16 protein-coding genes and 1 pseudogene are annotated in these 26,609 nt (G+C 68.2%); 12 read left to right on the top strand and 5 right to left on the bottom strand.

Features of this window, described 5'->3' with window-relative positions:
- Positions 1–25: 25 nt before the first annotated feature.
- Both CA2_RS18770 and CA2_RS15380 read left to right on the top strand, forming a co-directional pair.
- On the top strand, positions 26–5,812 hold the full coding sequence (locus tag CA2_RS18770; RefSeq protein ID WP_217997643.1) for an alpha-2-macroglobulin family protein: 5,787 nt from the start codon (positions 26–28) through the stop codon (positions 5,810–5,812).
- A 271-nt stretch (positions 5,813–6,083) separates the two neighbouring features.
- Entirely contained in the window at positions 6,084–6,395 is a 312-nt protein-coding gene (locus CA2_RS15380; protein WP_042419337.1) for a YciI-like protein, read from the top strand.
- Between the two features lie 145 nt (positions 6,396–6,540).
- Here CA2_RS15380 and tenA read toward each other — a convergent pair whose 3' ends face one another.
- The gene (gene tenA / locus CA2_RS15375; RefSeq protein WP_042419335.1) at positions 6,541–7,215 is read right to left on the bottom strand and encodes a thiaminase II; all 675 of its coding nucleotides are present in this window, start codon (positions 7,213–7,215) and stop codon (positions 6,541–6,543) included.
- Between the two features lie 131 nt (positions 7,216–7,346).
- On the opposite strand from tenA, the gene CA2_RS15370 reads away from it, so the two are divergent.
- The 5 genes and pseudogenes from CA2_RS15370 (at position 7,347) to CA2_RS18090 (ending at position 13,071) form a co-directional block, all read left to right on the top strand.
- Entirely contained in the window at positions 7,347–8,231 is an 885-nt protein-coding gene (locus CA2_RS15370) for an endonuclease/exonuclease/phosphatase family protein (RefSeq protein ID WP_042419334.1), read from the top strand.
- A 16-nt stretch (positions 8,232–8,247) separates the two neighbouring features.
- A complete protein-coding gene (pbpC, locus tag CA2_RS15365; RefSeq protein WP_042419343.1) occupies positions 8,248–10,440 on the top strand; it encodes a penicillin-binding protein 1C in 2,193 nt (730 codons plus the stop codon).
- A gap of 63 nt (positions 10,441–10,503) precedes the next feature.
- On the top strand, positions 10,504–12,405 hold the full coding sequence (locus CA2_RS15360; RefSeq protein ID WP_042419332.1) for a sensor domain-containing diguanylate cyclase: 1,902 nt from the start codon (positions 10,504–10,506) through the stop codon (positions 12,403–12,405).
- A 130-nt stretch (positions 12,406–12,535) separates the two neighbouring features.
- A pseudogene (locus tag CA2_RS15355) lies at positions 12,536–12,733 on the top strand (L-lactate dehydrogenase); the annotation flags it as partial.
- Between the two features lie 167 nt (positions 12,734–12,900).
- Positions 12,901–13,071, top strand: a complete 171-nt coding sequence (locus CA2_RS18090; protein ID WP_156106096.1) for a hypothetical protein — start codon at positions 12,901–12,903, stop codon at positions 13,069–13,071.
- Here the strand turns inward: CA2_RS18090 and dld are convergent.
- The 4 genes from dld to lldP are packed head-to-tail and all read right to left on the bottom strand — an operon-like array spanning position 13,066 to position 18,431.
- Positions 13,066–14,829 (bottom strand): D-lactate dehydrogenase, encoded by a 1,764-nt coding sequence (dld, locus tag CA2_RS15350; RefSeq protein ID WP_042419326.1) that lies wholly within the window; start codon positions 14,827–14,829, stop codon positions 13,066–13,068. The two genes, CA2_RS18090 and dld, sit on opposite strands and share 6 nt — an antisense overlap.
- A 1-nt stretch (position 14,830) precedes the next feature.
- Complete coding sequence (gene lldD, locus CA2_RS15345; RefSeq protein WP_042419322.1) at positions 14,831–15,970, bottom strand: FMN-dependent L-lactate dehydrogenase LldD; 1,140 nt, start codon at positions 15,968–15,970, stop codon at positions 14,831–14,833.
- Positions 15,967–16,737 carry a transcriptional regulator LldR gene (gene lldR, locus CA2_RS15340; protein WP_042419320.1) on the bottom strand — a complete coding sequence of 257 codons (771 nt, stop codon included), beginning with the start codon at positions 16,735–16,737 and terminating at the stop codon, positions 15,967–15,969. The genes lldD and lldR overlap by 4 nt, the downstream gene beginning before the upstream one ends.
- 17 nt (positions 16,738–16,754) lie before the next feature.
- Positions 16,755–18,431 (bottom strand): L-lactate permease, encoded by a 1,677-nt coding sequence (gene lldP, locus CA2_RS15335; RefSeq protein ID WP_042419317.1) that lies wholly within the window; start codon positions 18,429–18,431, stop codon positions 16,755–16,757.
- Between the two features lie 302 nt (positions 18,432–18,733).
- Between lldP and CA2_RS15330 the strand changes: the two genes are divergently transcribed.
- The 5 genes from CA2_RS15330 (at position 18,734) to CA2_RS15310 (ending at position 26,445) form a co-directional block, all read left to right on the top strand.
- Complete coding sequence (locus CA2_RS15330; RefSeq protein ID WP_042419341.1) at positions 18,734–19,915, top strand: alpha-hydroxy acid oxidase; 1,182 nt, start codon at positions 18,734–18,736, stop codon at positions 19,913–19,915.
- Positions 19,916–20,135: 220 nt separating this feature from the next.
- Positions 20,136–21,068 (top strand): EamA family transporter, encoded by a 933-nt coding sequence (locus CA2_RS15325; protein WP_042419314.1) that lies wholly within the window; start codon positions 20,136–20,138, stop codon positions 21,066–21,068.
- A 63-nt stretch (positions 21,069–21,131) separates the two neighbouring features.
- Positions 21,132–22,334, top strand: a complete 1,203-nt coding sequence (gene dinB / locus CA2_RS15320; protein WP_042419339.1) for a DNA polymerase IV — start codon at positions 21,132–21,134, stop codon at positions 22,332–22,334.
- 182 nt (positions 22,335–22,516) lie between these two features.
- Positions 22,517–24,076 (top strand): methyl-accepting chemotaxis protein, encoded by a 1,560-nt coding sequence (locus CA2_RS15315; RefSeq protein ID WP_042419311.1) that lies wholly within the window; start codon positions 22,517–22,519, stop codon positions 24,074–24,076.
- 200 nt (positions 24,077–24,276) lie between these two features.
- Complete coding sequence (locus CA2_RS15310) at positions 24,277–26,445, top strand: hypothetical protein (RefSeq protein WP_156106094.1); 2,169 nt, start codon at positions 24,277–24,279, stop codon at positions 26,443–26,445.
- The last annotated feature ends 164 nt before the right edge of the window (positions 26,446–26,609 follow it).

The raw sequence follows: 26,609 nt of genomic DNA, 5'->3' as shown, positions 1-26,609 counted from the left end.
GGGCGCTGTCAACGAAGTGCAGCAGGTGGTGGTGCAGATGTCGGCCGATGCGGTGCGCCTGGGCAATGCCCAGGCCCCGGCCCCGGTGCGCGTGCAGTGCGCGCCCGGCAACGTGGCGGGCACCGGTCGCTGGACCAATGCGCGCGAATGGGTCTGGCAGCTGGACCAGCCCTTGCCGGCTGGCACGCGCTGCAGCGTGCAGCTGGAAAAATCCTTCAAATTGCCTTCTGGCCAAGCATTGACTGGTGCTTCCAGCTATCAGTTTGAGATTGCCGGCCCGCTGGTGCGCGAGACCTGGCCGGCCACCTACGAGCCGGTGGACGAATCCCAGACCTTTGTGCTGCAGCTCAATGGTGCGGCCACCCCGCAAAGCCTGCAGCAGCACGTGCATTGCCGGGCGCAGGACGTGGGTGAGCGCATTCCCGTGCGGGTGCTGGATGCCGCGCAGACGCGCGCGGTGGTGCAGGCCCTGCACCTGCCTGCCAAGGGCCACTATGCCGCCCTGGAATGCGGGCGCCGCCTGACGGCTGGCAGCCGCGTGCAACTGGTCTATGGCGCGGGTGTACAGATGGCCAGCGGCGTGACCAACAAGGCCAGTCGTACCTTTGATTTCGAGGTGCGCCAGGCCTTCACCGCCGAGCTGCAGTGCCAGCGCGAGCGGGCGAATGCCGGCTGCCTGCCGATCCGCGATGTGACGCTGTCGTTCACCGCCCCCGTGCCGGTGGACCAGGCGCGCCTGGTGCACCTGCTGCACCAGGGCAAGTCATTGCCCCCGGTGCTGGAGGCCGGCACGGACCGCGTGCAAAGCCTGCGCTTTGCTGCGCCGTTCACCCCGGCCGGGCAGTACCAGCTGGTGTTGCCGCCCACGCTGCAGGACGATGCGGGGCGCAAGCTGGCGAACGCGGCCTCGTTCCCGCTGACGGTGGTGATGGGCGACACCCCGCCGCTGGCCAAGTTTGCGGCGGCGCCGTTCGGCGTGCTGGAGCGCTTTGCCGAGGGGGAAGACGGCGTGGCCGTGCTGCCCGTGACAGTGCGCAAGGTGGAGTCTGTCGATCAGCCCGCCAGTGGGGCCGGGGCCCAAGTGCGCAGCCTGCGGCTGACGCGCGACAGCGACATCATTCGCTGGTGGGACCTGGTGCAGCGCTACGAGCAAGGCAGCATCCCGCGTAAGACGGCCCAGCGCGAACTGAAGGCGCCTGTGCCGCGGCCGGTGGACGAGTCGGACCAGCACTATGTGCAGACCCGCACCCTGTCCTTGCTGACGGGCCAGAAGGGCGTGCAGACGTCGCAGCTGCCCAAGGCGAGCGCCGATCCGCGCCCCCTGGAGGTGGTGGGCATCCCGCTCAAGGAACCCGGCCTGCATGTGCTGGAGATCGAGTCCCCGCACCTGGGCGCCGCCCTGCTGGATGAGCGCCTTGGCCAGCCGCGCAGCATGTTCGTGCGCACCTCGGCCCTGGTCACCAACCTGGCCGTGCACCTGAAGCTGGGGCGTGAGGGTTCGGCCGTCTGGGTCACCTCGCTGGACAAGGGGCAGCCCGTGGCGGGTGCCACGGTGCAGGTCTCCGACTGCCGGGGGCAGTCGCACCAGCGTGGCACCACCGACGCCCAGGGCTTGCTGCAGCTGCCCGATCTGGACAAGGAGGCCCCGCGCTGCAACCAGCACGAGGGCAGCGGCCAATGGTTTGTCAGTGCCCGCCACCAGTCCCAGGGCGTGGAGGATGTGGCCTTTGTCTGGAGCGACTGGCAGCGCGGCATCGAACCCTGGCGCTTCAACCTGCCCGTCGCCTGGGGCAACCGGCCCGAGCTGGTGGCACACACGGTGCTGGACCGCAACCTGGTGCGTGCCGGGGAAACCGTGTCCATGAAGCACGTGGTGCGCCTGCAGAACCTGCAGGGCCTGGCCCTGCCGGCGGACTGGCCGGTCGAGATGGTCATCACCCATGTGGGCAGTGGCCAGCAATACCGCCAGCCGCTGGACTGGGTGGACACGCGCAATGGCGGGCGCAACGCCACCAACGCCTGGGCCGTGCCCGCGGCCGCCAAGCTGGGGCAGTACACGGTGGAGCTGCGCTGGGGCGCTTCGGCCCGCGAGGGCCAGCGGATTCAGGAGTCGGGCAGCTTCCGGGTAGAAGCCTTCCGCCTGCCCGTGTTCCTGGGCACGGTGCAGCCCGTGGACAAGGGCGTGCTGGTGCAGCCCAAGACCCTGCCCGTGGCCGTGCAGCTGAACTTCCTCAACGGCGGTGCCGCCAACGGCCATGCCGTGCAGGTCAGTGCCTTGCTGCGCGACCGCTATGTCTCTTTCGAGCGCTGGCGTGGCTACAGCTTCAGCGCCCCGCGGGCCCCCGAGCAGGCCGACCGTGACAGCGAAGACATGGGCAGCAGCAATGACGGTGCGCGCCTGGTGGCCGACAAGCTGGCACTGACGCTGGATGCGCAGGGCCAGGGTCAGGTGGCGCTGCCATCGCTGCCGGCCGTGGCCGCACCGCAGGATCTGGTGCTGGAGGCCAGCTTTGCCGATCCGAACGGCGAAATCCAGAGCCTGCGCAGCACCCACACCCTGTGGCCGTCGGCCGTGCTGGCCGGCTTGCGCACCGAGGGCTGGATGTCCGTGGGCCGCAAGATGCGCCTGCAGGCCCTGGCGGTGGACGCCCAGGGCAATCCCCAGGCGGGCGTGCCCCTCAAGGTGCAGGCCGTGCACCACACCACCAGCTCCACGCGCAAGCGCTTGGTGGGTGGCTTCTACAGCTACGACAACCAGCGCAGCAGCAAGGACCTGGGCACGGTGTGCAGTGGCAAGAGCGATGCCCGCGGCCTGCTGCTGTGCGAAGTGCAGGTGGTCGAAGCCGGGGAGGTGGAGCTGATCGCTTCGGCCCAGGATGGCCAGGGCCGCGTGGCGCGTGCCGCCGACACCGTCTGGGTGACGGGGCGCGGCGAACTGTGGTTCGGTGGCCAGGACCATGACCGCATGGACGTGCTGGCCGAAAAGGCCAGCTACGCGCCGGGCGAGACCGCCAAGCTGCAGGTACGCATGCCCTTCCGTGAGGCCACGGCCCTGCTGAGCGTGGAACGCGAAGGCGTGCTGCACACCCAGGTGGTGCACCTGCAGGGCAAGGACCCTACGGTGGAACTGCCAGTGCAGGCCGGCTGGGGGCCGAACGTCTACGTCAGCGTGCTGGCGCTGCGAGGGCGCCTGTATGAGGTGCCCTGGTACAGCTTCTTCACCTGGGGCTACAAGGTGCCCCGGCAGTGGTGGAACGCCTTCTGGTACGGCGGCAAGGAATACGTGGCGCCCACGGCCCTGGTGGACCTGAGCAAGCCGGCCTTCCGCCTGGGGGTGGCCGAGCTGAAGGTGCAGGACCGTTCGCAGCAGCTGACGGTGGCGGTGCAGGCCGACAAGGCCAGCTACCAGGTGCGCGACAAGGCCAAGGTCACCATCCGCGCCACCTTGCCGGATGGCAAGCCTGCGGCCTATGCCGAGGTGGCCGTGGCCGCCGTGGACAAGGCCTTGCTGGAGCTGTCGCCCAACCCCACTTGGGACCTGCGTGCCGCCATGTGGCAGCGCCGCAGCTGGGCGGTGTCCACGTCCACGGCCCAGATGGAGGTGGTGGGCCGGCGCCACTATGGTCGCAAGGCCGCGCCCCCGGGCGGCGGCGGCGGCAATGGCGCCCCCACGCGCGAACTGCTGGACACGCTGCTGCTGTGGCAGCCCCGCGTGCAGCTGGATGCCCAGGGCCAGGCCGTGGTCGAGGTGCCGCTCAACGATGCCCTGACCAGCTTCCAGATCGTCGCGGTGGCCGAGGACGGCGTTCAGCGCTTTGGCACTGGTAGCACCGACATCCGCACCACGCAGGACCTGCAGCTCATCAGCGGCCTGCCGCCGGTGGTGCGCGAGGGCGACCAGTTCCGTGCCATGGTCACGGTGCGCAACACCACGCAGCAACCCATGCAGGTGCAACTGCAACCCAAGGCCCATGGCCTGGAGCTGCCGGCCCAGACCGTCGAGATCGCGGCGCAGCAGGCGCGCGAGGTGAGCTGGAACGTCACGGTGCCCACGGCCCTGGCACAGGCCGCGGAAAGCGCCTGGGACTGGCGCCTAGAGGGCCGCGATACCAAGACCGGCGCCAAGGATGCGCTGGCCTTCACGCTGCGCCTGCTGCCGGCCGTGCCGCTGGCGGTGCAGCAGGCCACCCTGGTGCAGATCGACGGCCACTGGCAGCAGCCCCTGGAATGGCCCGAGCAGGCCGTGCCCGGCAAGGGCGGCCTGCGCCTGGCCTTCAGCGACCGGCTGGCCGATCCGCAGCAGGGCGTGCCCGGGCTGCGCGACTGGTGGCAGGCCTATCCCTATGCCTGCCTGGAGCAGACCGTGGGCAAGGCCATCGGCCTGAACGACGCCGACCTGTGGCAGCGCACCATGGCCAAGTTGCCCACCTACCTGGACGATGACGGCCTGGCCATGTACTTCCCGCCCCAGGGAGGCTACCAGGCCCGGGGCAGTGACAGCCTGACGGCCCACCTGCTGTCGGTGCACCACAGCCTCCAGCGCGTGGCGCCGGCAATGGCTCTGCCGGCGGCCGAGCGCGCCCGCATGGAGTCCGGCCTGATCGCCTTTGTCGAAGGGCGCATCGAGCGCCAGCACTGGAGTCCGCGCAAGGACCTGGAGGTGCGCAAGCTGGCCGCGATTGCGGCGCTGGCGCGCAGCGGCAAGGCCCGCCCGGCCATGCTGCAGAGCATCAGCCTGTCGCCGCAGGACTGGCCGACGCACGCGGTGATCGACTGGCTCAGCATCCTGCAGCAGATGCCGCAGGTGCCCGAGCACGACCAGCGCCTGGCCGAGGCGCAGCAGGTGCTCAAGGCCCGGTTGTCGTACACGGGCAGCCAGGTCGGTTTCAGCACCGATGCCCAGGATCAGTGGTGGTGGCTGATGCAAAGCGCCGACGTGAACGTGGCGCGCCTGCTGCTGACCACGCTGGACGATGCCGCCTGGGATGCCGAGCGCACGCGCCTGGTCACCGGACTGCTGGCGCGCCAGCAGCGCGGCCACTGGGGCACGACCACGGCCAACACCTGGGCCGGGCTGGCGCTGCGCCAGTTCTCCCAGAAGTACGAGCGCGATGCGGTCACGGGCGACACCACGGCCCTGTTGGGCGCTGCCACCCAGACCGTGCACTGGGCGGCTGCGGTCACGCCACCGGCGGCCGGCGCCACCGCGCTGCCCGCGGGCAGCGGTGCCGGGCTGACCGAGGGCCTGCCACCCCGCACGCTGTTCCTGTCCTGGGGCGAGCGCCGTCTGGGCCAGCTCAATGTGCAGCACCGCGGCACGGGCAAGCCCTGGGTGGCCCTGCAGTCCGTGGCCGCCGTGCCGCGCACCCAGCCGCTGAATGCCGGCTATGTGCTGCGCAAGACCGTGACCGCCGTGCAGGGCGCCGATGCCCAGCGCTGGCAGCGCGGCGACGTGGTGCGCGTGCGCCTGGAAGTGCAGGCCAGCGCGGACATGACCTGGGTGGCGCTGAGCGACCCGATCCCGGCCGGTGCCACCATCCTGGGCAACGGCCTGGGGCGCGACTCCATCGTGGCGCAACAGGGTGAAGGCAAGGGCGCGGAAGGGGCCTGGCCGGCCTTTGTGGAGCGTGGTCAGGACAGCTACCGCGCGTACTGGGACTACCTGCCCAAGGGCACCAGCGTGGTCGAGTACACGCTGCGCCTGAACAACGCCGGCGACTTTGCACTGCCGCCCACGCGGGCCGAGGCCTTGTACGCCCCCGAGATGTTTGGCGAGCTGCCGAACGCCCGCTGGAAGGTGGCGCAGCCCTGAGCATGCTGCGGATGCACCCCGGGCCTGCGGGCGTTGCCTGGGGGCGCTGTGGCACGACCCCGTCGCGCCGTGGCGACGGCCGGGTCTGCGGTGGGCGCTCATCCGCTCATCCGCTCATCCGCATCCCACGGCCCGCCTGGGCCCAGCGTCCACACGTTCGGGGGGCCTAGCCCCGCTGTCGATCCCGCGACGCGCCGGACCCGCACGGGCCCTGACAATCCCATCCCGGTACCCTTGCCTTCTTTTCACCGCCTGCTGCGAACGGCCTGCCATGCACTACCTGCTGACCTACCACTACACCGACGATTACCTGGAGCGCCGTGGCGCCTACCGCGACCAGCACCTGCGCCTGGGCTGGGAGGCGCATGAGCGCGGCCAGTTGCTGCTGGGCGGCACCGTGGGTGCCCCGGCCCACAGCGCGGTGCTGGTGTTTGTCTGCGACAGCGCGCAGACGGTGGAGGACTTCGTGCAGGCCGACCCCTACTTCCTGCACGGCCTGGTGCGCAGCCACACCATCCAGCCCTGGAGCACGGTGCTGGGCGCCACGGCCAGCACGCCGGTGTACCCCTCCAAGCCGGCCTGAGGGCTGCCGGGGTCCGCCCCAGTCAGCTTCTATAAAAAGAGCGCATGGCGCGCGTTCAAACAAGGTTTGCGATGCATTCGATGCTGAAACCCTTGTAGAACGGGCGCCATGCGCTCTTTTTTTGTGTGGTGTTTGACCGCGTGGCTCAGCAGGGCCAGGTCTGCAGGCGGTAGGCGCTGTCCCAGAACATCCACTCCAGCCGCGCGGCGTCGGTGTAGGCCGCGTGCATCTCGGCCTGCGTGCGGGCATCGGCCTGCGCGGCCACGGCATCCACGGTGGCGCGCACGGCGCGCACATGGGCGTGGAATTCATCCCCGCCATAGGTGTCGATCCAGCCCTGGTAGGGGTTGTGCGCCACGCTGCGCGCCTGCAGGTGCACGCCGACTTCGGCATAGATCCAGAAGCAGGGCAGCAGGGCCGCCAGCGCGACGGGGTAGGAACGGCTCCAGGCCACGGACTGCAGGAAGTGGCAGTAGTGGTGGCAGGTCGGCGACAGCGGCGTGCGGGCAAACTGCTCGGCGCTCACGGCGTATGTCTGCATGAAGCTGTGGTGCAGCTCCCGCTCGGCCACCACGGCCTCCTGGGCGGCGGCCGCAAACTGCACCACGCCCGGCGCATCGTCGGCCTTGGCCGCGGCCACGGCCAGGGCGCGGCCAAAGGCGACCAGGTAGTGCGCGTCCTGGATCATGTAGTGCTGGAACACGTCGCGCGGCAGGCTGCCATCGGCCAGGGTCTGGTTGAAGGGCAGGGCCAGCGTGGCCTCGAACAAGGCCAGGTTCTGTTGCCAGGCCTGCTGGCTGAATGTGGAAGAGTTGCTCATAAGACAGAAAATATGCACACAATGTCAAACCATGCCGCCAAGGGGCGTGCCCGCGCCCGGCCTGTGGCCAGGGCCCGGACGGTGCACCGCCCGCCAGCGGCCGACGACAGATTGCCGACAGAGAGATCATCATGCATTTAGTGACCTGGAATACCCAATGGTGCTGTGGCCTGGATGGGCGTTCCGATCCTGCGCGCATCGTGCAGGCGGTGCAGGCCCTGGGTCCCTGCGATGTGCTCTGCCTGCAGGAAATCGCGGTGAACTACCCGCAGCTGGCAGGCCAGCCCGGCGACCAGCTGGCGCAGCTGCAGGCCCTGCTGCCGGACTGGCAGATCTTCTTTGGCGCGGCCGTGGACGAATGGACGCCCGCCGGCCGCCAGCGCTTTGGCAACCTGATCGCCACGCGCCTGCCGGTGCTGCAGGTGCAGCACTACCCCCTGCCTTATCCGGCCGACGCGGGCGTGCGCAGCATGCCCCGCATGTGCACCCAGGTCACGGTGCAGGACCCGCAGCTGGGCGCCGTGCGCGTGCTGACAACGCACCTGGAGTACTACTCCAAGCGCCAGCGCATGTCGCAGGTGCGCTACCTGCGCCGCCTGCACCTGGAGGCGCTGTCGCAGCTGTGCTGGGCGCCGCAGCCCGCGCAGGATGGCTCGCCCTTCCAGACCAAGGCCCACACGCCGCATGCGGTGCTGTGCGGGGATTTCAATTTCGAGGCCCATGAGCCCGAGTACGAAGCCATGGGCTCCCAGGCCGGCGTGATCGAATGCCTGGATGCCGGCTGGCCCGAACAGGTCGTGGGGGCCCGCTGGCACGATGCCTGGCGGGTACTGTCGCCCCAGATGCCCCAGCCGCCCACCTTCAAGCTGTTTGACCGGACCTATGGCCCCGATCCCGTGGCCTGCGATTTCGTCTGGCTCAGCGACAGCCTGCGCACGCAGGTGCGCAGCCTGGACGTGGATGGCCAGACCCAGGCGTCGGACCACCAGCCCGTGCGCGTTGTCCTCGGTGCGTAGTTCCGGACTGCAGGGGCTGCCGCGCAGCCTGCTCTGGCTGGGCTGCCTGCTGGTGCCGCTGGTGGCCCAAGCCCTGCCCAGCCCGCAAGAGGTGCGCCGCGGTTTTCAGCCCTCGGAAACCTACATCCTGTCGCGCGAGGGCGAGCTGCTGCAGCGCCTGCGCACCGACATGCAGGTGCGCCGTGGCCAGTGGGTGGCGCTCAGCGATACCTCGCCCGCGCTGCGCCTGGCGCTGCTGGTCAGCGAGGACAAGCGCTTCTACGCCCACAGCGGCGTGGACTGGAAGGCCGTGTCGGCCGCCGCCTGGGGCCAGCTGTGGCACCGCCGCACGCGCGGGGCCAGCACCATCACCATGCAACTGGCCGGCTTGCTGGACGAGGACTGGCGCGCCAGCAACCAGGGGCGCAGCGTAGGGCAAAAGCTGGGCCAGGCCGTGGCCGCCACGCAGCTGGAGCGCCAGTGGCGCAAGGACCAGATCCTGGAGGCCTACCTGAACCTGCTGCCCTTCCGGGGTGAGCTGGTGGGCATCGATGCGCTCAGCCGCAGCCTGTTTGGCAAGGCCGCGCACGGCCTGGACGCGGTCGAGGCCGCGATCGCCGCCGCCCTGGTGCGGGGCCCGAACGCCAGCCCCGAAGTGGTGGCCCAGCGGGCCTGCGGGGTCTGGCAGGACATGCAGGCCTGGGAGTCGCGTGCTGCGCCGCCGGCCGCAGACTGCGGCGCCATCCAATGGCGCACGCAGCAGAGCCTGCGTGCGCGGCTGTGGCCGGCCAGCGAGGGCCTGGCCCCGCACTGGGCCCAGCGCGTCTGGCAGTCGCAGCGCGAGGCAGCGCAGGCCCCGTCCGCGCGGGTGACGACCACGGTCAGTGCCCCGGTGCAGCGCCTGGCGGTCGAAAGCCTGCAGCGCCACCTGCGTGAGCTGCAGGGCCGCAATGTCGAGGACGGCGCCGTGCTGGTGCTGGACAACGCCAGCGGTGAGGTGCTGGCCTGGGTGGGCTCGTCGGGCGGGCTGAGCCAGGCCGCCGAGGTGGACGGGGTGCTGGCCTGGCGCCAGCCGGGCTCCACGCTCAAACCGTTCCTGTATGCCCAGGCGCTGCAGGAAGGGCGGGTGACGGCGGCGTCCCTGCTGGAGGACTCGCCCGCGCACATCGCCACGCCGTCCGGCCTGTACATCCCGCAGAACTACGACCGCAAGTTCAAGGGCTGGGTGTCCGTGCGCTCGGCACTGGCGGGGTCGTTGAACGTGCCTGCCGTGCGCACCCTGGTGATGGTGACGCCGGACGCCTTCTTCCATCAGCTGCGCTGGCTGGGCCTGCCCCTGCGCGAGAGCGCGGGCTTTTATGGCTACAGCCTGGCACTGGGCAGCGCCGAAGTGCCACTACTGCACCTGACCAACGCCTACCGCGCCCTGGCCAACGGCGGGCGCTGGTCGGAGGTGGCCGCACCGCGCCTGCCGCGGACGCCGCAGCCAGCCCCGGTGGGCCAGCCGGTGCTGTCGGCGGCCTCGGCCTTCATCGTCGGTGATGTGCTGGCCGACCACCAGGCGCGCGCCGCCACTTTCGGGCTGGACAGCGTGCTGGCCACGCGCTTCTGGACGGCGGTGAAGACGGGCACCAGCAAGGACATGCGCGACAACTGGGCCCTGGGCTGGTCGCAACGCTACACCGTGGGTGTGTGGGTGGGCAATGCCTCGGGCGAGGCCATGCACAGTGTCAGCGGCAGCAGCGGTGCAGCCCCCATCTGGGCCGACATCATGGCCGGCCTGCATGCCCGCCAGTCCAGTCGGGCCCCGGCACCGCCGCAGGGCGTGGTGCGCCAGGCGGTGGAGTTTGTGCCCGCCAGTGCCGGCCAGGCCACCGAGCCGGCACGCCAGGAATGGTTTCTGACCGGCAGCCAGCAGGCGCAATTCCACGTGCCGGCGCCCCAGCGCACGCCCGAGGACGCGGCATCGGCGCGCATCCTGCGGCCGGTGGACGGCACCATCCTGGCGCTGGATCCGGACATTCCGCCCCAGCGCCAGACCCTGCAGCTGCAGGCCAGCCGCGACGACGTGCGCTGGTACCTGGGCGAGCGCCTGCTGGGCCAGGGGCGCCAGCTGGCCTGGCCGCCCTGGCCGGGGCGGCATGTCGTGCGGCTGCAGGACATGCGCGGACAGGTGCTGGATGAGGTGCGGCTGGAGGTGCGGGGCGCCGGCCTGAAGGCCACGCCCTGAGCCAGGGTGGGGGCCTGCAGGCCGAGGGCCCCCGCGTAAAATGCTCCGAAAAAGCATAAATCTATGATGTTCCGCATTTTTTCTCACCGTGTGGACTGGCTGGCGTTGGTGGTGTCACTGGGCATCGGCGCGCTGTTCGCCCACACGATGTGGTCCATGCGCGACGATCACTGGGCGTACCAGCTGCGCACCAACACCAACCTCAGCAGCACCCTGGCCAAGGGCCTGGAGTGGTCGCTGGAAGCGGTCGACCTGTCACTGCAGAAAACGGCCGTGGCGCTGCAGGAGACGCAGGCCCTGGAAGAGGGCGGGCAGGCCCCGTCGCCGACCGTGCTGCTGGATGTGCTGTGGCGCGACATGCAGGCCAGCCACATCCTGGTGCTGGATCTGCAGGGGCGCGTGGTGCACCGCGCCCAGGGCGTGCAAAGCGTGGGCAAGCAGTTTGTCTCGCACGATTTTTTCCAGGCCTTTCGCACCGGCAACCACCAGGGGGTGTTCATCGGCCAGCCCACGCGCACGCTGATCATGGGCGAATACGTGCTGCCCGTGGCGCGCGAGGTGCGCAACAAGTACGGCCTGCCGGTGGGCGTGGTGGTCGGCACCTTGCGCATGCAGGAACTCAACGCCTGGCTGTCCACCATGGACCTGGGGGCCCACAGCGGGGTGAATGTGATCCGTGAGGACGGGCTGATCCTGACGCGCTTCCCCTACCTGGACAGCGACACGCCGCAGACCCTGGCGGGCTCCGACAACCTGGCCCGTTTCCTGGCCAGCCCGCAGGGCAGTTTCGTGGCGGTGGCCGTGATCGACGGGGTGCAGCGCCTGTACACCCACCACCGGGTGGGGCGCTTTCCTGTGGTGGTGAACGTGGCGCAGTCCACGGACAGCATCGTCCAGGGTTGGGTGCGCAGTGCCTGGTGGCTGGGTTTGTTTGAGCTGCTGCTGATGGCCAGCTGCGTGGGCCTGGCCGTCATGTTCAGCCGCGAGCTGGCGCGCCGCGCCGTCATCGAGTCCGACCTGTTCACGGAAAAGGAACGCATGCGGCTGACCCTGCAGTCGATTGGCGATGCCGTGGTGTGCACGGATGCGCAAGGGCGCATCACCTACCTGAACCCGGTGGCCAAGCAGCTCACCGGGCTGAGTGCCCAGGAGGTGCTGGGTCAGCCCATCGAATGGCTGCATGCGCCGCACGACGACGCAGCGCTGAGCAGCAGCGCGTCGCCGCTGCGCCAGGCCCTGGCGCGGGGGCATGCGGTCGAGCGGGTGCGCACGGCGGTGATCCACCGCCTCAGCGGCCAGCGGCTGGAGATGGAGGAATCCGCCAGCCCGGTGCTGTCGGCCAGCGGTGCGGTGCTGGGCGGCGTGGTGGTGCTGCGCGACGTCACCCAGGCCGCGGCCCAGGAAGCCCGCATGCGGCAACTGGCCTTCCACGATGTGCTGACCGGCTTGCCCAACCGCCTGCTGCTGCAGGACCGGGCGCAGCAGGTCATGGTCCATGCCCGGCGCACCGGCGCCATGCTGGCGGTGGTCTACCTGGACCTGGACCACTTCAAGCAGGTCAATGACCAGTGGGGCCACCGGGCCGGCGATGCCGCGCTGGTGCATGCCGCCCAGGCCTTGCAGGCCGCGGTGCGTGAAAGCGACACCGTCTGCCGCCTGGGGGGCGACGAATTCGTGGTGCTGCTGCCCGAGCTGGCCTCGCAGGAGCACCTGCTGAGCATTGCGCACAAGATCCAGCAGGCCTGTGCCGAGCCTTTCGTCTGGGAGGGGCAGTCGCACACCATGCATGCCAGCGGGGGCGTGGCCCTGTTCCCGCAGCATGCGCAGTCGTGGGACGCCTTGCTGCATTGCGCCGACATGACCATGTACGCCGCCAAGCAGGCCGGGCGCCACCAGATCCGCATGTACGAGGCGGCGGGCCGCAGCAGCCTGCTGACCCGCACCGGCGAGCCCGACGCGGCCTGAGGCGGCCTGGGCCGTGGCCGCCCCGGACCTGGCCGCAGCCAATTTCAAGCCGCCACCCAAATCCTTCACGAAGCCGTGGGGCCGGGCGTACTGCGCGATGCGCATCCAACGAATGAGCGAGGGCCGACCCGTGGCCGACCTGTCCACCATCACTTGTATCGAAGACCTGGGCGTGATCTCCAAGCGCCGCGTGCTGCGCAGGTGCTATGGCTATGCCGATTCGGGTTCGTACACCCAGGGCACCTACCGTGCCAACGAGGAAGCGTTCCAGCAGAGCAAGCTGCGCCAGCGCGGGGCGATGAGCATGCAAGGGCATACCGATGACACGGGGCCGGCCGCGTACAACCAGCCACTGTCCGAGTAGTGTGCGCAGCGCGTGGCCGACCAGATGGTGCGTGGTGGCATGCAGCCCCAGCAGGTCAGCCCCCGCGGCTGGGGCCACAGCAAGCCCTTGCCCAGGGTGCAGGCCAAGATGCGCGGCGCGAGAACCGGCGCGTGTCCATCATCATTCCGGCGCCGGCACCGAGGTCTGCTGCCGGGCGGTGCAGTGGCACGGCACCCTGGTTATTTAAAAAAATAGCTGCTTGCGCAAGTCCAGCAAGGATTTCAGATGAAAAATTATCTGAAAGCCTTGAGGATCAAACGCTGGCAGCTATTTTTTTATGACTCTGCGCCGTGTGGTTCGCGGTAGCCCTCGGGCCAGACGCCGCCGCCCCAGCCACGCAGGCGGCTGGTGTGACCGATGCCGGGGTTGAGGGTGTTGCTGGGGTCCAGGCTGCGGTAGAAGCCCGCCAGCGCGGGCTTGGCCACGTACAGGTGGCCGACGTTGTGTTCCGCCGGGTATTCCGCGCCGCGTTGGTCCAGCAGATCCCACATCGCATGCTCGATGGCCAGCGGATCGGCCCCCTTCTTGACGATGTAGTCCTGGTGGAAGACGTGGCAGAAGAAGTGCCCGTAGTACAGCTTGTGCAGGATCTGCCCTTCCAGCGTGGCGGGCAGCTGTTCCACCCAGTCGCGGTCGTTGCGGCGCAGCGCGATGTCCAGCGGCACGATGTCCTCCACCTCGTGGCGGTGGACCTCGCGGTAGCGCACGGCGGCGCTGGCCACCGCAAAGCGGTGCAGGAAGGCCTTGCGGCCTTCGTCGGCCTCGCACTCGAAATAGGCACCGCTGCTGCTGTGCGCAAAGTGCTGCTGCAGGAAGGTGCGCGCGGCATCCAGCGTGTCGTTGGACACGCGCACCAGCAGGTGGTGCTCGAAGCGCTGGCGCCATTCGCGCATGCGCGGTGGCAGGTGGCTGGGCAGCAGGCGCACGGCGCACTGCAGCAGTCGGTCGGTCACGCCGCGCCAGCCGAAGCGTTCAAAGAAGGCATCCCACCGGCTTTTGAGGGCGAACATGGCCGGCACCCGGCTGGTGCCCAGCTTGTCGATCACCAGGAAGATGTCCTTGCCGTACTGCTCACCAATGTCGTAGGCCGTGCGGTGGATGTATTCGCCCGCGATGGGCAGGCGCGGCAGCCGGGTCAGGAAGTGGCGGCGCACGGCGGTCAGGTCGGCCGGGTCGTTGCTGCCGATGTACAGCACGGTGCTGGCTTCCTTGGGGAAGGTGTCCAGCCGCACGGCGAACAGGCACAGCTTGCCGGCGCTGCCCGAGGCCTCGAACAGCCGCGACGGGTCGGCGTTGAAGCGGGCCGGGGTGTCGGCATCCACCTGGCTGACGTGCGTGCCATAGCCCGCATCGCTGGCGGCGCGGGCCGGGTCGTCCACGATGTCGCTGTCCGTGTACTGGCCGTTCTGCAGGCGGGTGAGGATGTCCTCGGGCGTGTCGCCCAGGGCAATGCCCAGGTGGTTGATCAGGGACAGGCGGCCGTCGGCGTCCACACGCGCGTACAGCGCCAGCTGCGTATAGGCCGGGCCACGTCGGACCAGGGCGCCGCCCGAGTTGTTGCACACGCCGCCCAGCACCGAGGCGCCGATGCACGACGAGCCGATGACGGAGTGTGGCTCGCGCCCCAGTGGTGCCAGCGCCTGCTCCAGCGCGTCCAGGGTGGCGCCCGGCAGGCAGACCGCCTGCGCACCATCATGGATCAGCTGCACGCCCGCAATGCGGCGCGTGCTGATGAGCACCACCTCGCGGTCATAGTCGTTGCCGTCCGGGGTGGAGCCGCCGGTCAGCCCGGTGTTGGCGGCCTGCATGATGACGATGCGGTCCGCCGCCACGGCGGCCTGCAGCACGCGCCACTGCTCCAGCAGGGTGCCCGGCGTCACCACGGCCAGCACCTGGCCTTCACCGGCGCGGTAGCCCTTGCGGTAACGGCGGGTCTGTCCTTCGTCGGTCAGCACATGGCGTGCGCCGACCACCTCGCGCAGCTGGGCCAGCAGGGCCGGGCCGGAGATGGCCGTGGAGGGGGAAGGGGAGGGCTGCATCTCAGCCACCCTGGACCAGCAGGTCACCGGTGATTTCGGACACGCGCTTGACGCTGGTCAGGGTCATGGCCACGCGCATTTCCTTTTCCAGCAGGTTCAGCAGATTGGTCACGCCGGCGCCGCCCTCGGCCGCCAGGGCATAGATGAAGGCGCGTCCGATCATGGTGCAGTCCGCGCCCAGGGCCAGCATGCGCACGATGTCCAGTCCGTTGCGGATGCCCGAGTCGACCAGAATCTTGATCTGCCCCTTCACGGCATCGGCGATGGCGGGCAGCGCCCGGGCCGAGGAGAGCACGCCGTCCAGCTGGCGGCCGCCGTGGTTGCTGACGATGATGCCGTCCGCGCCAAAGCGCACGGCGTCGCGGGCATCTTCGGGGTCCAGGATGCCCTTGATGACCATCGGGCCCTTCCAGGCGTCGCGGATCCACTCCAGGTCCTTCCAGGAGATCGAGGGGTCGAAATTCGCGCCCAGGTAGCCCATGTAGTCTTCCAGGCTGACGTTCTTGCCCAGGTAGGTGGAGATGTTGCCCAGCGTGTGCGGACGGCCCAGCAGGCCCACGTCCAGCGCCCATTGGGGGTGGGTGACGGACTGCAGGTAGCGGCGCATGGCGGCGTTGGGGCCGCTCATGCCCGAATGCGCGTCGCGGTAGCGTGCGCCGGGCACGGGCATGTCCACGGTGAACACCAGGGTGGAGACGCCTGCGGCCTGCGCCCGCTCCAGCGCGTTCTTCATGAAGCCCCGGTCCTTGAGCACGTAGAGCTGGAACCACATCGGGCGGTTCAGCTTGGGCGCCACTTCCTCGATCGGGCAGACCGAGACGCTGGACATGGTGAAGGGAATGCCCTTCTGGCAGGCCGCCGTGGCCGCCTGCACCTCGCCGCGGCGGGCGTACATGCCGGTCAGGCCCACGGGGGCCAGCACGGTGGGGATGGCCAGCTTCTCACCGAACAGCTCGATGCTGGTGTCCAGCTGGCTCATGTCCTTGAGCACGCGCTGGCGCAGGGCCACATCGGCCAGGTCGCTGACATTGCGCGCCAGGGTCTTCTCGGCGTAGGCGCCGCCGTCGATGTAATGAAACAGGAAAGGCGGCAGGCGCTTTTGCGCTGCCGCACGGTAATCGGTGGTGGAGGAGATGATCATGGTTGGTTTCCTGCGGTGACCGCGAAGCGATGCAGCCGTTGGCGGCGCGCGGTGTCGGCATCGGACTGGTTCAGCCGGTGGTGGACGTAGGTCAGGTGATCGCTGATGGCGGCCCGGGCCTGTTCGGGCTCGCCGTCGATGATGGCCTGCATGAGGGCATGGTGCTGCTGCGTCAGGTGGTCCAGGGTGCCGGGGTCGCTGTGCACGAACATCAGCCGCCGGTTCTGCGCCACGGTGCCCAGCACCAGCTCGAACAGGCTACCCATGAGCTGCACCAGCACGGCGTTGTGCGAGGCCTCGGCAATCGCCAGGTGGAACTGGGCGTCGGCATGGGCGGCGCTGTCCGCATCCTGGCGCTGCTGGTGGTGCAGCATGTCGTCAAAGCAGCGGCGGATGCGGTCGTGGTCCTGCGCGGTGGCGCGCTGGGCGGCCCACCAGGCCGTGCTCAACTCCAGTGCCTGGCGCGCCTCCAGCACGTCGTAGCGGTACTGGGGGTCGTCGCGCAGCAAGGCGGCGAAGGGGGCCACGGCCTGTTCGTGCCACTGCGGCACGCGGGCGCAGACGAAGGTGCCCGCACCCACCCGGCTTTCCAGCACGCCCCGGGTGGAGAGTTTCTGGATCGCCTCGCGCAGCGCCGTGCGCGACACGCCCATGCGCTCGGCCAGCGTCCGCTCGGTCGGCAGCCGCTCGCCGGGTTGCAGCGGCGTGGTCTGGATCAGCTCCAGCAGACTTTGGGCGACACGATCGGACAGGCGCGGAGCGGGCATGGCATTTTTCAGGGGTGTTACGTGGTCGGAATCATCCACGGAAACACATAGGCCTGCAGCGTGCAGATGATGCCGATGATGACCAGGAAGGCCAGGCTGTGCTTGACGGTGAAGCGGAACAGGTCCGACTCCTTGCCCGCCAGGCCGACGGCCGCACAGGCGATGGCGATGGACTGGGGCGAGATCATCTTGCCGGTCACGCCGCCGGTTGTGTTGGCGGTCACCATCAGCACTTCAGGCAGACCCAGCTGCGCCGCCGTCGTGGCCTGCAGGGCCGCAAACAAGGCGTTGGCCGAGGTGTCCGACCCCGTCAGGAACACGCCGATCCAGCCCAGGAAGGGCGAGAAGAAGGTGAAGGCCTTGCCGGTGTGGGCCAGGGCAATCGCCAGCGTGCTGGACAGGCCCGAGTAGTTGGCGATGAAGGCGAAGGCCAGCACCATGCCGATGGAGTAGATGGGGAGGGCCAGTTCCTTGAAGGTCTCGCCCAGTGTCTTGACCGCGTCCGCGGGCTTCATGCGCAGGTAGACGATGGTCAGCACGGCAGCGATCAGGATGGCTGTGCCGGTGGCCGAGAACCAGTTGAAGGCATACACCGCGGCATAGGGCGAGGGGCTGGCGACGGCTGGCGGCAGCTTTTCAACCAGGTTGTGCAGCATGGGTACGGGAATGTTGATGACCCAGCTGGCCAGGGGGCCGCCTGCGGCGAACAGTGCCTTGAAGGGCTTGACGCTCCAGATCGTGACCATGACGGTCAGGATGATGAAGGGCGACCATGCCTTGAGCACCGTGCCCGTGGTCAGTGGCACCGATGTGGAGGGCGCGGTGGTGGCGGCGGTGGGCAGGCTGCCGGCTTCGGGGGCGAAGCGGAAGATGTGCTTGGGTTGCCAGAACTTCAGGAAGGCCGTCAGCACCACCAGGGCGACGATGGCGGAGGTGATGTCCGGCAGCTCGGGGCCGATGTAGTTGGCCGTGAAGAACTGCGCCAGCGCAAAGCTGCCGCCGCCGACGATGACGGCAGGCCAGGTTTCCTTGACACCGCGCCAGCCGTCCATGATGGCCATCAGCCAGAACAGCACGATGATGGTCATGAACGGCAACTGGCGGCCTGCCATCTGGCTGATGGCCATCGGATCGACGCCCGAGACCTGGCCAGCCACGATGATCGGAATGCCCATGGCACCAAAGGCCACGGGTGCGGTGTTGGCGATCAGGCACAGGCCGGCGGCGTACAGCGGCTTGAAGCCCAGGCCCATCAGCAGCGCTGCCGTGATGGCCACGGGGGCGCCGAAGCCGGCCGCGCCTTCCAGGAAGGCGCCGAAGCAAAAGCCCACCAGGATCAGTTGCAGGCGCTGGTCTTCGGTCACCGACAGGATGGAGGAGCGGATGACGTCAAACTGCCCGGTCTTGACCGAGATTTTGTAGAGGAACACCGCCGCGACGATGATCCAGGCGATCGGCCACAGACCGTAGAAGAAGCCGTAGACGACCGAGGCCAGGGCGGTGGCGACAGGCATCTGATAGAAGAACAGCGCCACCGACAGGGCCAGGGCCACGGTGATGGTGCCGGCCACATAGCCCTTGAGGCGCAGCTTGGTCAGCGCGATGAAGAAAAAGATGATGGGAATCAGCGCCACCAGCGCTGAGACCCACACGTTGCCGGCCGGGTCATAGTTCTGTGACCATATTGCTTGCATTGCCTTGACTCCTGATCGTTGTTGGGAAGGCGGTTCCTGCCGCACGCGCTGTGGCTTGCTTCCCGAGCTGGCTCCTGGAATCCGGCGTATGAAATCCGCGCCACGTGGATTGGTATGATCAATTTACCTATTCCCGGGCGGAAGTGATTGTAAAAAGCCGGTTTAGCGATAAATATAGGGGTTTACCTTGTGCTTTCTTGGTTTATTGGTAATACCAATTTATCGAAAAGCTTGACCCGCAGGTGACCTTGGCTGTACCGGATGGGTCGCCGCAGACCGGTTTTTTTGAAAGAATGGCGGCCATGAATGACCTGTCCACCATCACCTGTATCGAAGACCTGCGCGTGATCGCCAAGCGCCGCGTGCCGCGCATGTTCTATGACTATGCCGATTCGGGTTCGTACACCCAGGGCACCTACCGTGCCAACGAGGAAGAGTTCCAGAAGATCAAGCTGCGCCAGCGCGTGGCGGTGAACATGGAAGGGCGCAGCACGCGCACTACCATGGTCGGCCAGGACGTGGCCATGCCGGTGGCGATCGCGCCCACGGGCCTGACGGGCATGCAGCACGCGGATGGCGAGATCCTGGCGGCCAAGGCGGCCCAGGCCTTCGGCATCCCCTTCACGCTGTCAACCATGAGCATCTGCTCGCTGGAAGACATTGCCACCCACACCGACCGCCACCCCTTCTGGTTCCAGCTGTATGTGATGCGCGACCGCGGCTTCATGGAGCGCCTGATCGACCGCGCCAAGGCGGCCAACTGCTCGGCGCTGCAGCTGACGCTGGACCTGCAGATCCTGGGCCAGCGCCACAAGGACATCAAGAACGGCCTGTCGACCCCGCCCAAGCCCACGCTGGCCAACCTGATCAACCTGGCCACCAAGCCCCGCTGGTGCCTGGGCATGCTGGGCACGCGCCGGCGCAGCTTCGGCAACATCGTCGGTCATGTGGATGGGGTGGCCGACATGTCCTCGCTGTCGTCGTGGACGGCCGACCAGTTCGACCCGCGCCTGAACTGGGGCGACGTGGAGTGGATCAAAAAGCGCTGGGGCGGCAAGCTCATCCTCAAGGGCATCATGGATGTGGAAGATGCCCGCCTGGCCGCGCAAAGCGGTGCGGATGCGCTGATCGTCAGCAACCACGGCGGCCGCCAGCTGGATGGCGCGCCGTCGTCCATCGAGGCCCTGCCCGCGATTGCGCAGGCCGTGGGCAAGGACATCGAGGTGTGGATGGACGGCGGCATCCGCAGCGGCCAGGACGTGCTCAAGGCGCGTGCGCTGGGCGCCCAGGGCACTCTGATCGGGCGCAGCTTCCTGTACGGCCTGGGGGCCTTCGGCCAGGACGGCGTGACCCGCGCGCTGCAGATCATCCAGAAGGAACTGGACACCACCATGGCCTTCTGCGGCCACACCAACATCAACAACGTGGGCACCGACATCCTGCTGCCCGGCACCTACCCCCAGCCCTGGCACGACCGCGGCTGAGCCGTGCGCCGGTACCTGCCGCGCTGCGTGGCAGGTGGGCGGGCATATTGAAAAAAAGAGCGGCTAGCGCTTGTGCAAGCTGGGTTTTAATGTCAAAAGTATCTGAAACCAGGGTCTGACAAGCGCCAGCCGCTTCTTTTTTATCTGTCGTTGCTGGCTGTGCCCGCCGTCGCCAATCGGTGCGGGACGGTGTGGCCCCCGCGCCGTATGCTGCCAGCCCATGTCTGAATCGCTTGTTTCCTGGATGTGGCTGTGGGTGCCCATCACCCTGTTTGCGGCCTTGGCCCAGACCGTGCGCAACACGGCCCAGCGCAGCCTGACCCAGCAGCTGGGCACGCTGCCCGCCACGCTGGTGCGCTTTCTGTACGGCCTGCCGTTTGCGGCCGTGTTCCTGCTGCTGCTGTACGTGCTGCCGGCGCAGCCCCCGGCGCTGCCGCACTTCAGCGCCGCCTACCTGGGCTGGATCACGCTGGGCGCGGTGTTCCAGGTGGCGGCCACGGCGGCGCTGCTGCTGGCCATGAAGGAACGCAATTTCGCCGTGGCGGTCACGCTGTCCAAGACCGAGATCCTGCAGGTCGCCCTGTTCGGGGCCGTGTTCCTGCACGAGCTGCCCACGGCCCTGGCACTGGCGGCCATGGTGATTGCCACCGTCGGGGTGCTGCTGCTGTCGCTGCCGCCGCGCGGGCAACTGCTGTCGCTGCAGGCCTGGTTCAGCAAGTCGGCGCTATATGGTCTGGCCTGTGGGGCGTGCTTTGCGATTGCGGTCATCGGCTTTCGCGGCGGTGCGCTGGCGCTGCAGGCGCAGACGCCGTGGCTGTCGGGCGCCTGGGGCGTGTTGGTGGCGCAGACCCTGCAAAGCATCGTGCTGGGAGCCTGGGTGGCCTTCAAGACGCCGCAGGGCATCCGGCCCATCTTCCGGGCCTGGCGCATCTCGCTGCTGGCTGGCTCCATGGGCGCGGCGGCCTCGCTGGCCTGGTTCACCGCCTATGCCATGCAAAGCGCGGCGGCGGTGCGCACCCTGGGCATGGTGGAGGTGGTCTTCAGCTACCTGGTGTCGCGCCGCATGCTCAGCGAGCAGTTCAACCGCGCCGAGCTGCTGGGCATGGCGCTGATGGTGCTGGGCCTGGTGCTGATCTGCCTGCAAGGGGTCTGAAACTCTGGCGACAATAGGGCGGTGAGCCCTGCCGACCTGCCCCGCCGTATCGCCCATCTGGACATGGACGCCTTCTTTGCGTCCGTGGAACTGCTGCGCTACCCGCAACTGCAGGGGCTGCCGGTGGTGATCGGCGGCAGCCGCCACACGCCCGAGCATGAGCAGGCCCTGCTGGACCGCTGGGGCACGCTGGCGGCCATCCCCGTCGAGGCTTTTCCGCGCCTGGGCGGCTATGTGGGGCGCGGCGTGATCACCACCGCCACCTACCCGGCGCGGCAGTTTGGCGTGGGCTCGGCCATGGGCATGATGAAGGCGGCACGCCTGTGCCCGCAGGCCATCCTGCTGCCCATCGACTTTGTGCGCTACCGCCAGTTCTCGCGCGCCTTCAAGCAGGTCATCCTCGCGATGGCGCCGCTGATGGAGGACCGCGGCGTGGACGAGGTCTATATCGACTTCACCCAGGTGCCCGGTGGCCAGGACGAGGGCGGACGCGTGCTGGCCGCGCGCATCCAGGCCGCCATCCGGGCCGAGACGGGCTTGACCTGTTCCGTGGGGGTGGCCCCCAACAAGCTGCTGGCCAAGATGGCCAGCGAATTCGAAAAGCCCCAGGGCATCTCCATCGTCCAGCCGCAGGACCTGGCCACGCGCATCTGGCCCTTGCCGTGCCGCAAGATCAATGGCATCGGTCCCAAAGCCGGTGCCCGGCTGGAGCAACTGGGTATCCAGCGGATTGGCGAGCTGGCCGCCTGCAGCCTGCCCTGGCTGGTGCAGCATTTCGGCAAATCGTATGGGGCCTGGCTGCATGCGGTGTCGCACGGGCTGGACGATCGCCCGGTGGTCACGCACAGCGAGCCGGTCAGCATGAGCCGTGAAACCACCTTCGAGCGCGACCTGCATGTGCGCGAGGACAAGGCGGAGCTGGGCGCCAGCTTCACGCGCCTGTGCGAACGCGTGGCCGAGGACCTGCAGCGCAAGGGCTATGCCGGCCGCACGGTGGGCGTGAAGCTGCGCTACGCCAACTTCAAGAGCGTGACGCGCGAGGTGACGGTGGAGCACTACACCCAGGATGCAGCCACGATCCGCCGCATTGCCGGGCAGTGCCTCAAGCGCGTGCCCCTGGCCCAGAGCATCCGCTTGCTGGGGGTGCGCGTGGGCAGCCTGGTGCACTGGGATGCCCAGGCGCACAAGGCCGATGGCCCCCCGCTGCCCGGCGCCCGCCGCCCGGCCGGCGGCAGCGCCGATCCGCTGTCGCTGCCGCTGTTTTAGCCCGCACTGGTCGGGTTCGGCAGGGCGGTTGCACTGGTTTGGTGCTTAAAAACGTGGCAATTGTGAGCAACTGCAACCTGGTTGTGCGATGATGCGAGGTTTTCTTGCGCGCGGCCATGGTTTGCTTATGGCAAATCAATATGTGCGGGTGCAAGTTGTGTCAGTTAGTTTGGAGATGCAGCGTGCGAGCGAATTTCCCCGTTACCCAAAACAATTACGATTTTCCGGGCGATGAACTGCTGGTATCGGTGACCAATACCAAGGGCGAGATCACGCACTGCAACCCGGCGTTTGTGCGTGTGAGTGGTTATGCCTACGAGGACCTGATCGGGCAGCCGCACAACCTGATCCGCCACCCGGACATGCCCGAGGGGGCGTTCAAGGACATGTGGCGCACGATCGGCAACGGCTACCCCTGGACGGGGATCGTGAAGAACCGCCGCAAGAACGGCGACCACTACTGGGTGCGCGCCAACGTAACCCCCATCATGGAAGGGGGCCGGCCCCAGGGCTATCTGTCGGTGCGCACCAAGCCGGCGGTCCAGGACATCCAGGCGGCCGAGGCGCTGTATGCGCAGATGAACCAGGAAGCCCAGGCCGGTGCCGAAACCATGCGCCTGCGTGCCGGGGAAGTACGCCGTCTGGGCTGGCGCGGCCTGTGGGCGCAGCGCAGCGATGTCGGCCTGCTGGCGCGCATGGTGCTGATGCTGGCCACCGTGGCGGCACTGACCCTGCTGCCCGATGTGCTGGGCTGGCAGGGCGTGGCGGCCTGGGGCACGCGCCTGGCGGTGCTGCTGCTGGGCGGTGCCTGGGTGGCCTGGCGCTTCGAGTCACGCTGTGTGCGCGGCATCGAACAGGCCAGTGCCTGGGCGGCCCAGATGGCCAGTTGCAACCTGTCGAGCACCTGCAGCCACAACTACACCGGCAGCGTGGGCACCCTGATGGCCCGCCTGCAACAGATCCAGATCAATCTGCATGCGGTGGTCGGTGACGTGCTGACGGAGGTCCAGGGCTTCAACGACATGTCCAAGGAGATGGCGCACGCCAGCCTGGGCCTGGCCAAGCGCACGGAGTCGCAATCGTCCAGCCTGCAGCAGACGGCCGCGTCGATGGAAGAGATCGCCGGCACGGTGCTGCAAACGGCCGAGACCGCCCAGCAAATGGAGCAGGAAAGCAACCAGAGCAAGACCGTCGTGGGGCGCAGCGGACAGGCCATCCAGGATGTTGGCGGGGCCATGGAGCGTATCCGCGCATCGTCGACCCGCATGAGCGAAATCATCAGCGTGATCGAAAGCATCGCCTTCCAGACCAATCTGCTGGCCTTGAACGCGGCCGTGGAAGCGGCCCGTGCCGGCGAGCAGGGCCGTGGCTTTGCCGTGGTGGCGGGCGAAGTGCGCGCCCTGGCCCAGCGCAGTGCGTCGGCGGCCAAGGAAATCAGCGTGCTGATCCACCAGACCGTGGATGGCATCAACGACGGCAATGCGCGCATGCAGGCGGCCGGCAAAACGATCGACGGCATGGTCGAGGCTGTGGAACGCGTCAGCCACCTGGTGCGTGAAATCAGCCTGGCCACGCGCGAGCAATCGCAGGGCATTGCCCAGGTTAACGAAGCCGTGGCCAACCTGGATTCCATGACCCAGCAGAACGCCGCCTTGGTGGAGCAGTCCACGGGTTCTGCGGAACAGCTGAACACGAACGCCCAGCGTTTGCAGCGCTCGGTCTCGTTCTTCAAACTGACGTGAGCATGACTGTCACCGACCAGCAGCCCCAGGGCTGCTTTTTTTATGCCGGTTTGTGTAACAACTTAGACGCTGAAACCAGTGAGCTTGGTTAGCATGCAGGGATGCAAGTTTTGTTCATTATTTTGGCAATACTGGCGTTGCTGCTGTGGTGGGTGCGAAGCCGTGGCCCGCGCCAGCCTGCACCGCAGCGAGCCAAGCCATTGCCCGCAGCCGCCGTGGCCATGGAGCCCGAGCCGCCACCTCCGCCGGACAGCGATGTGAAGTTCCGCATGCGCGGCGAGCGTGGCATGGGCGGGCCCATCTACGGGGATGTGCTGTGCAGCGATGGGGTGTACTTGCCTTATGTCTGGGAGTCGGACTTTCACACTTCATTCGATGGCCGCTGGATTCGGACCGGCTCGTATGGGGATTCCACACCACGCCTGCTGGACCGCAAGAACCGCTGCAGCTGGCTGATGAGCGTGGCCGAGGCCAGCCTGGTGGACGATTTGCATTGGCGCCTGCCGCGCTGGAACGGTGAAAGCCAGGGGGGCAACGGCGTGGCTGCCGAAGGCCGCCATGTGCTCAGCGACGGCATCTTCGAGGCCTGGCTGGCCAAGCACGTAAGCGGCAAGGCACAAGCCTTGGTCGGGGTGTGCGACCTGTGGATCCCTGCTGATTGTGTGCCGGTGCAGGCACAGGCCATCCCGCCCGCGATCGCACAGCAAGACAACGCCGTGGTCCAGGTGGCCGTGCAGCGCCACTGGCCAATCTCCTTGCGGGTGCTGGACGACCCGCTGGAGCCTTTGCTCCATCCGCAGTGGCAACTGCAGATCAATGGCGAACCCCAGCAGTGGACGATTGACAGCCAGAGCCCGTTTGTCTGGCGCCCGGATGGCCAGGCCTTCGCCAGCTATGGTTTCCCGGTTACGGACAGCGCGCACAAGCCCAAGATGCGCCTGGGGGTGTGGAGCCTGGCGCTGGGCCGGCAGCAATGGTCTTACTGGATGCCGGAGGACCGCAAGCCCTGGACGGTCAACCTGCACCTGCCGCAGGAAGCTGCCGGCTATCCCGCGCTGAGCTGGGAGGGCGAGGAACTGCTGCAGTGTGTGGAGATGGACACCCCGCAGCTGGAACGCCTGCACGATGGCCGCAGCATCGCCTGCGTGGTGGGAGACGCGGTGCAGGGACGGGTGCAGCACCGGCCTGACGGACGCCCGCTGGTCAAGCCTTTGCCGGTGCGGTTGTTCCGCTGGCGCCGGGATCTACACAACCCCTTGCACTGGGAGGCGCAGAGCCTGCCGGTGGCGGGCCAGCCCCTGAGCTGGAGCCTGGTGCACGAGGCCAAGGACGAGCCCGGGGCGACCCCGGCGTATGCCGTGCAGTGGGGCGAGCACCAACTGCCCGGCTTGTGGGAACTGGAACATCTGGTGGTCGATGGCCAGTGGGCGCTGCTGTGCCCTTGGGGGCCGTCACCACTGCAAGGGGCCAAGCCGGTGCCCTGGGTCTGGGACGGCAAGCAACTGAATGCGATCGAGATGCACTGGCCGGTGTTGCGCATGCGCCCACACCTGCAGCGGGGGCGGGCGCAGTTGCTGGTGCTGGTGGGCTGTGGTCCGGACAACAGCAACCATGCCAGCAGCGGCTTGTGGCGCTGGCCGCTGCAGGTGGCCGATGAGGTCAACCTGGCCAAGCCCGGCTGGACCCCGGCGTACGAATGGCGGGAAGTGGGCGTGAACGCGCAAGGCGTGTGGAAGCTGCTGCCGCGCTGGCGCGAGGTGCGCCAGATCCAGCACCCCTGCGCCGATGGCGACTATGTCTGGCGCCTGCCGGCCTCACACGATGCGGCATGGTGGTGGGGGGGGCTGACCAACCACATGAACAACGAGTGGGCGCCGGAAGCCGCGCGCTGCGAAGGCGTGCTGGTCACACAGTCGGGGGCTGTGCTGTGCGGTGTGGGCCCCAGCGTCTGCCCGCACTATGCGGGGGACGGCTGGCTGGTGCTGGAATGGCTGGCGCGCGGGCAGCACAGCGAGCCCCACCACTGGAAGCTGCATTGGCTGAGCCCGCACAAGCACGAAGTCTGGACGCTGGAGCTGCGGGCCTTCACCCCGGTGGTGCAAGGCTGGGATGCACAGCAGGGTGTGCAATGGATGGACGAGGGCCTGCCGGTGGCCGAGGCTGCCACGCAGGAGTCTGCTGCACCTGTGCCAGAGATCCAGTACAACGTGATTGCCCCCATGCGCTGGGAGTCCGCGCAGCTCGATGTGCTCAAGCAAAGCGCGGCCGGTTTGTGGATTCGCAAGCAGGATGCGGTGTATGCCGATGCGATCGTACTGCGCGATGACTGGCCCTGGGTACGGGCCCCGGCCGCTGTGCGCACGGCATAAAAAACCGGCTTCGAGGAGCCGGTTTTTTTATGGTGCCTGCAGCAAGCAGGCGCTGCAGGGCAGGAAGCTTTAGGGCTTGTTGCCGGTCGGGAAGGGCCAGGCAGCCTGGGGAGCCAGCACGGTCTTGGCCACAGGCGCTGCGGTCTCCGTGGCAGGCGCAGCAG

The organism is Comamonas aquatica NBRC 14918, assembly GCF_000739875.1.
Classification (GTDB): Bacteria; Pseudomonadota; Gammaproteobacteria; order Burkholderiales; family Burkholderiaceae_C; genus Comamonas; species Comamonas aquatica.
Note: the sequence above shows the minus strand (reverse complement) of the source record. Positions and strands in the feature narration are given on the sequence as shown.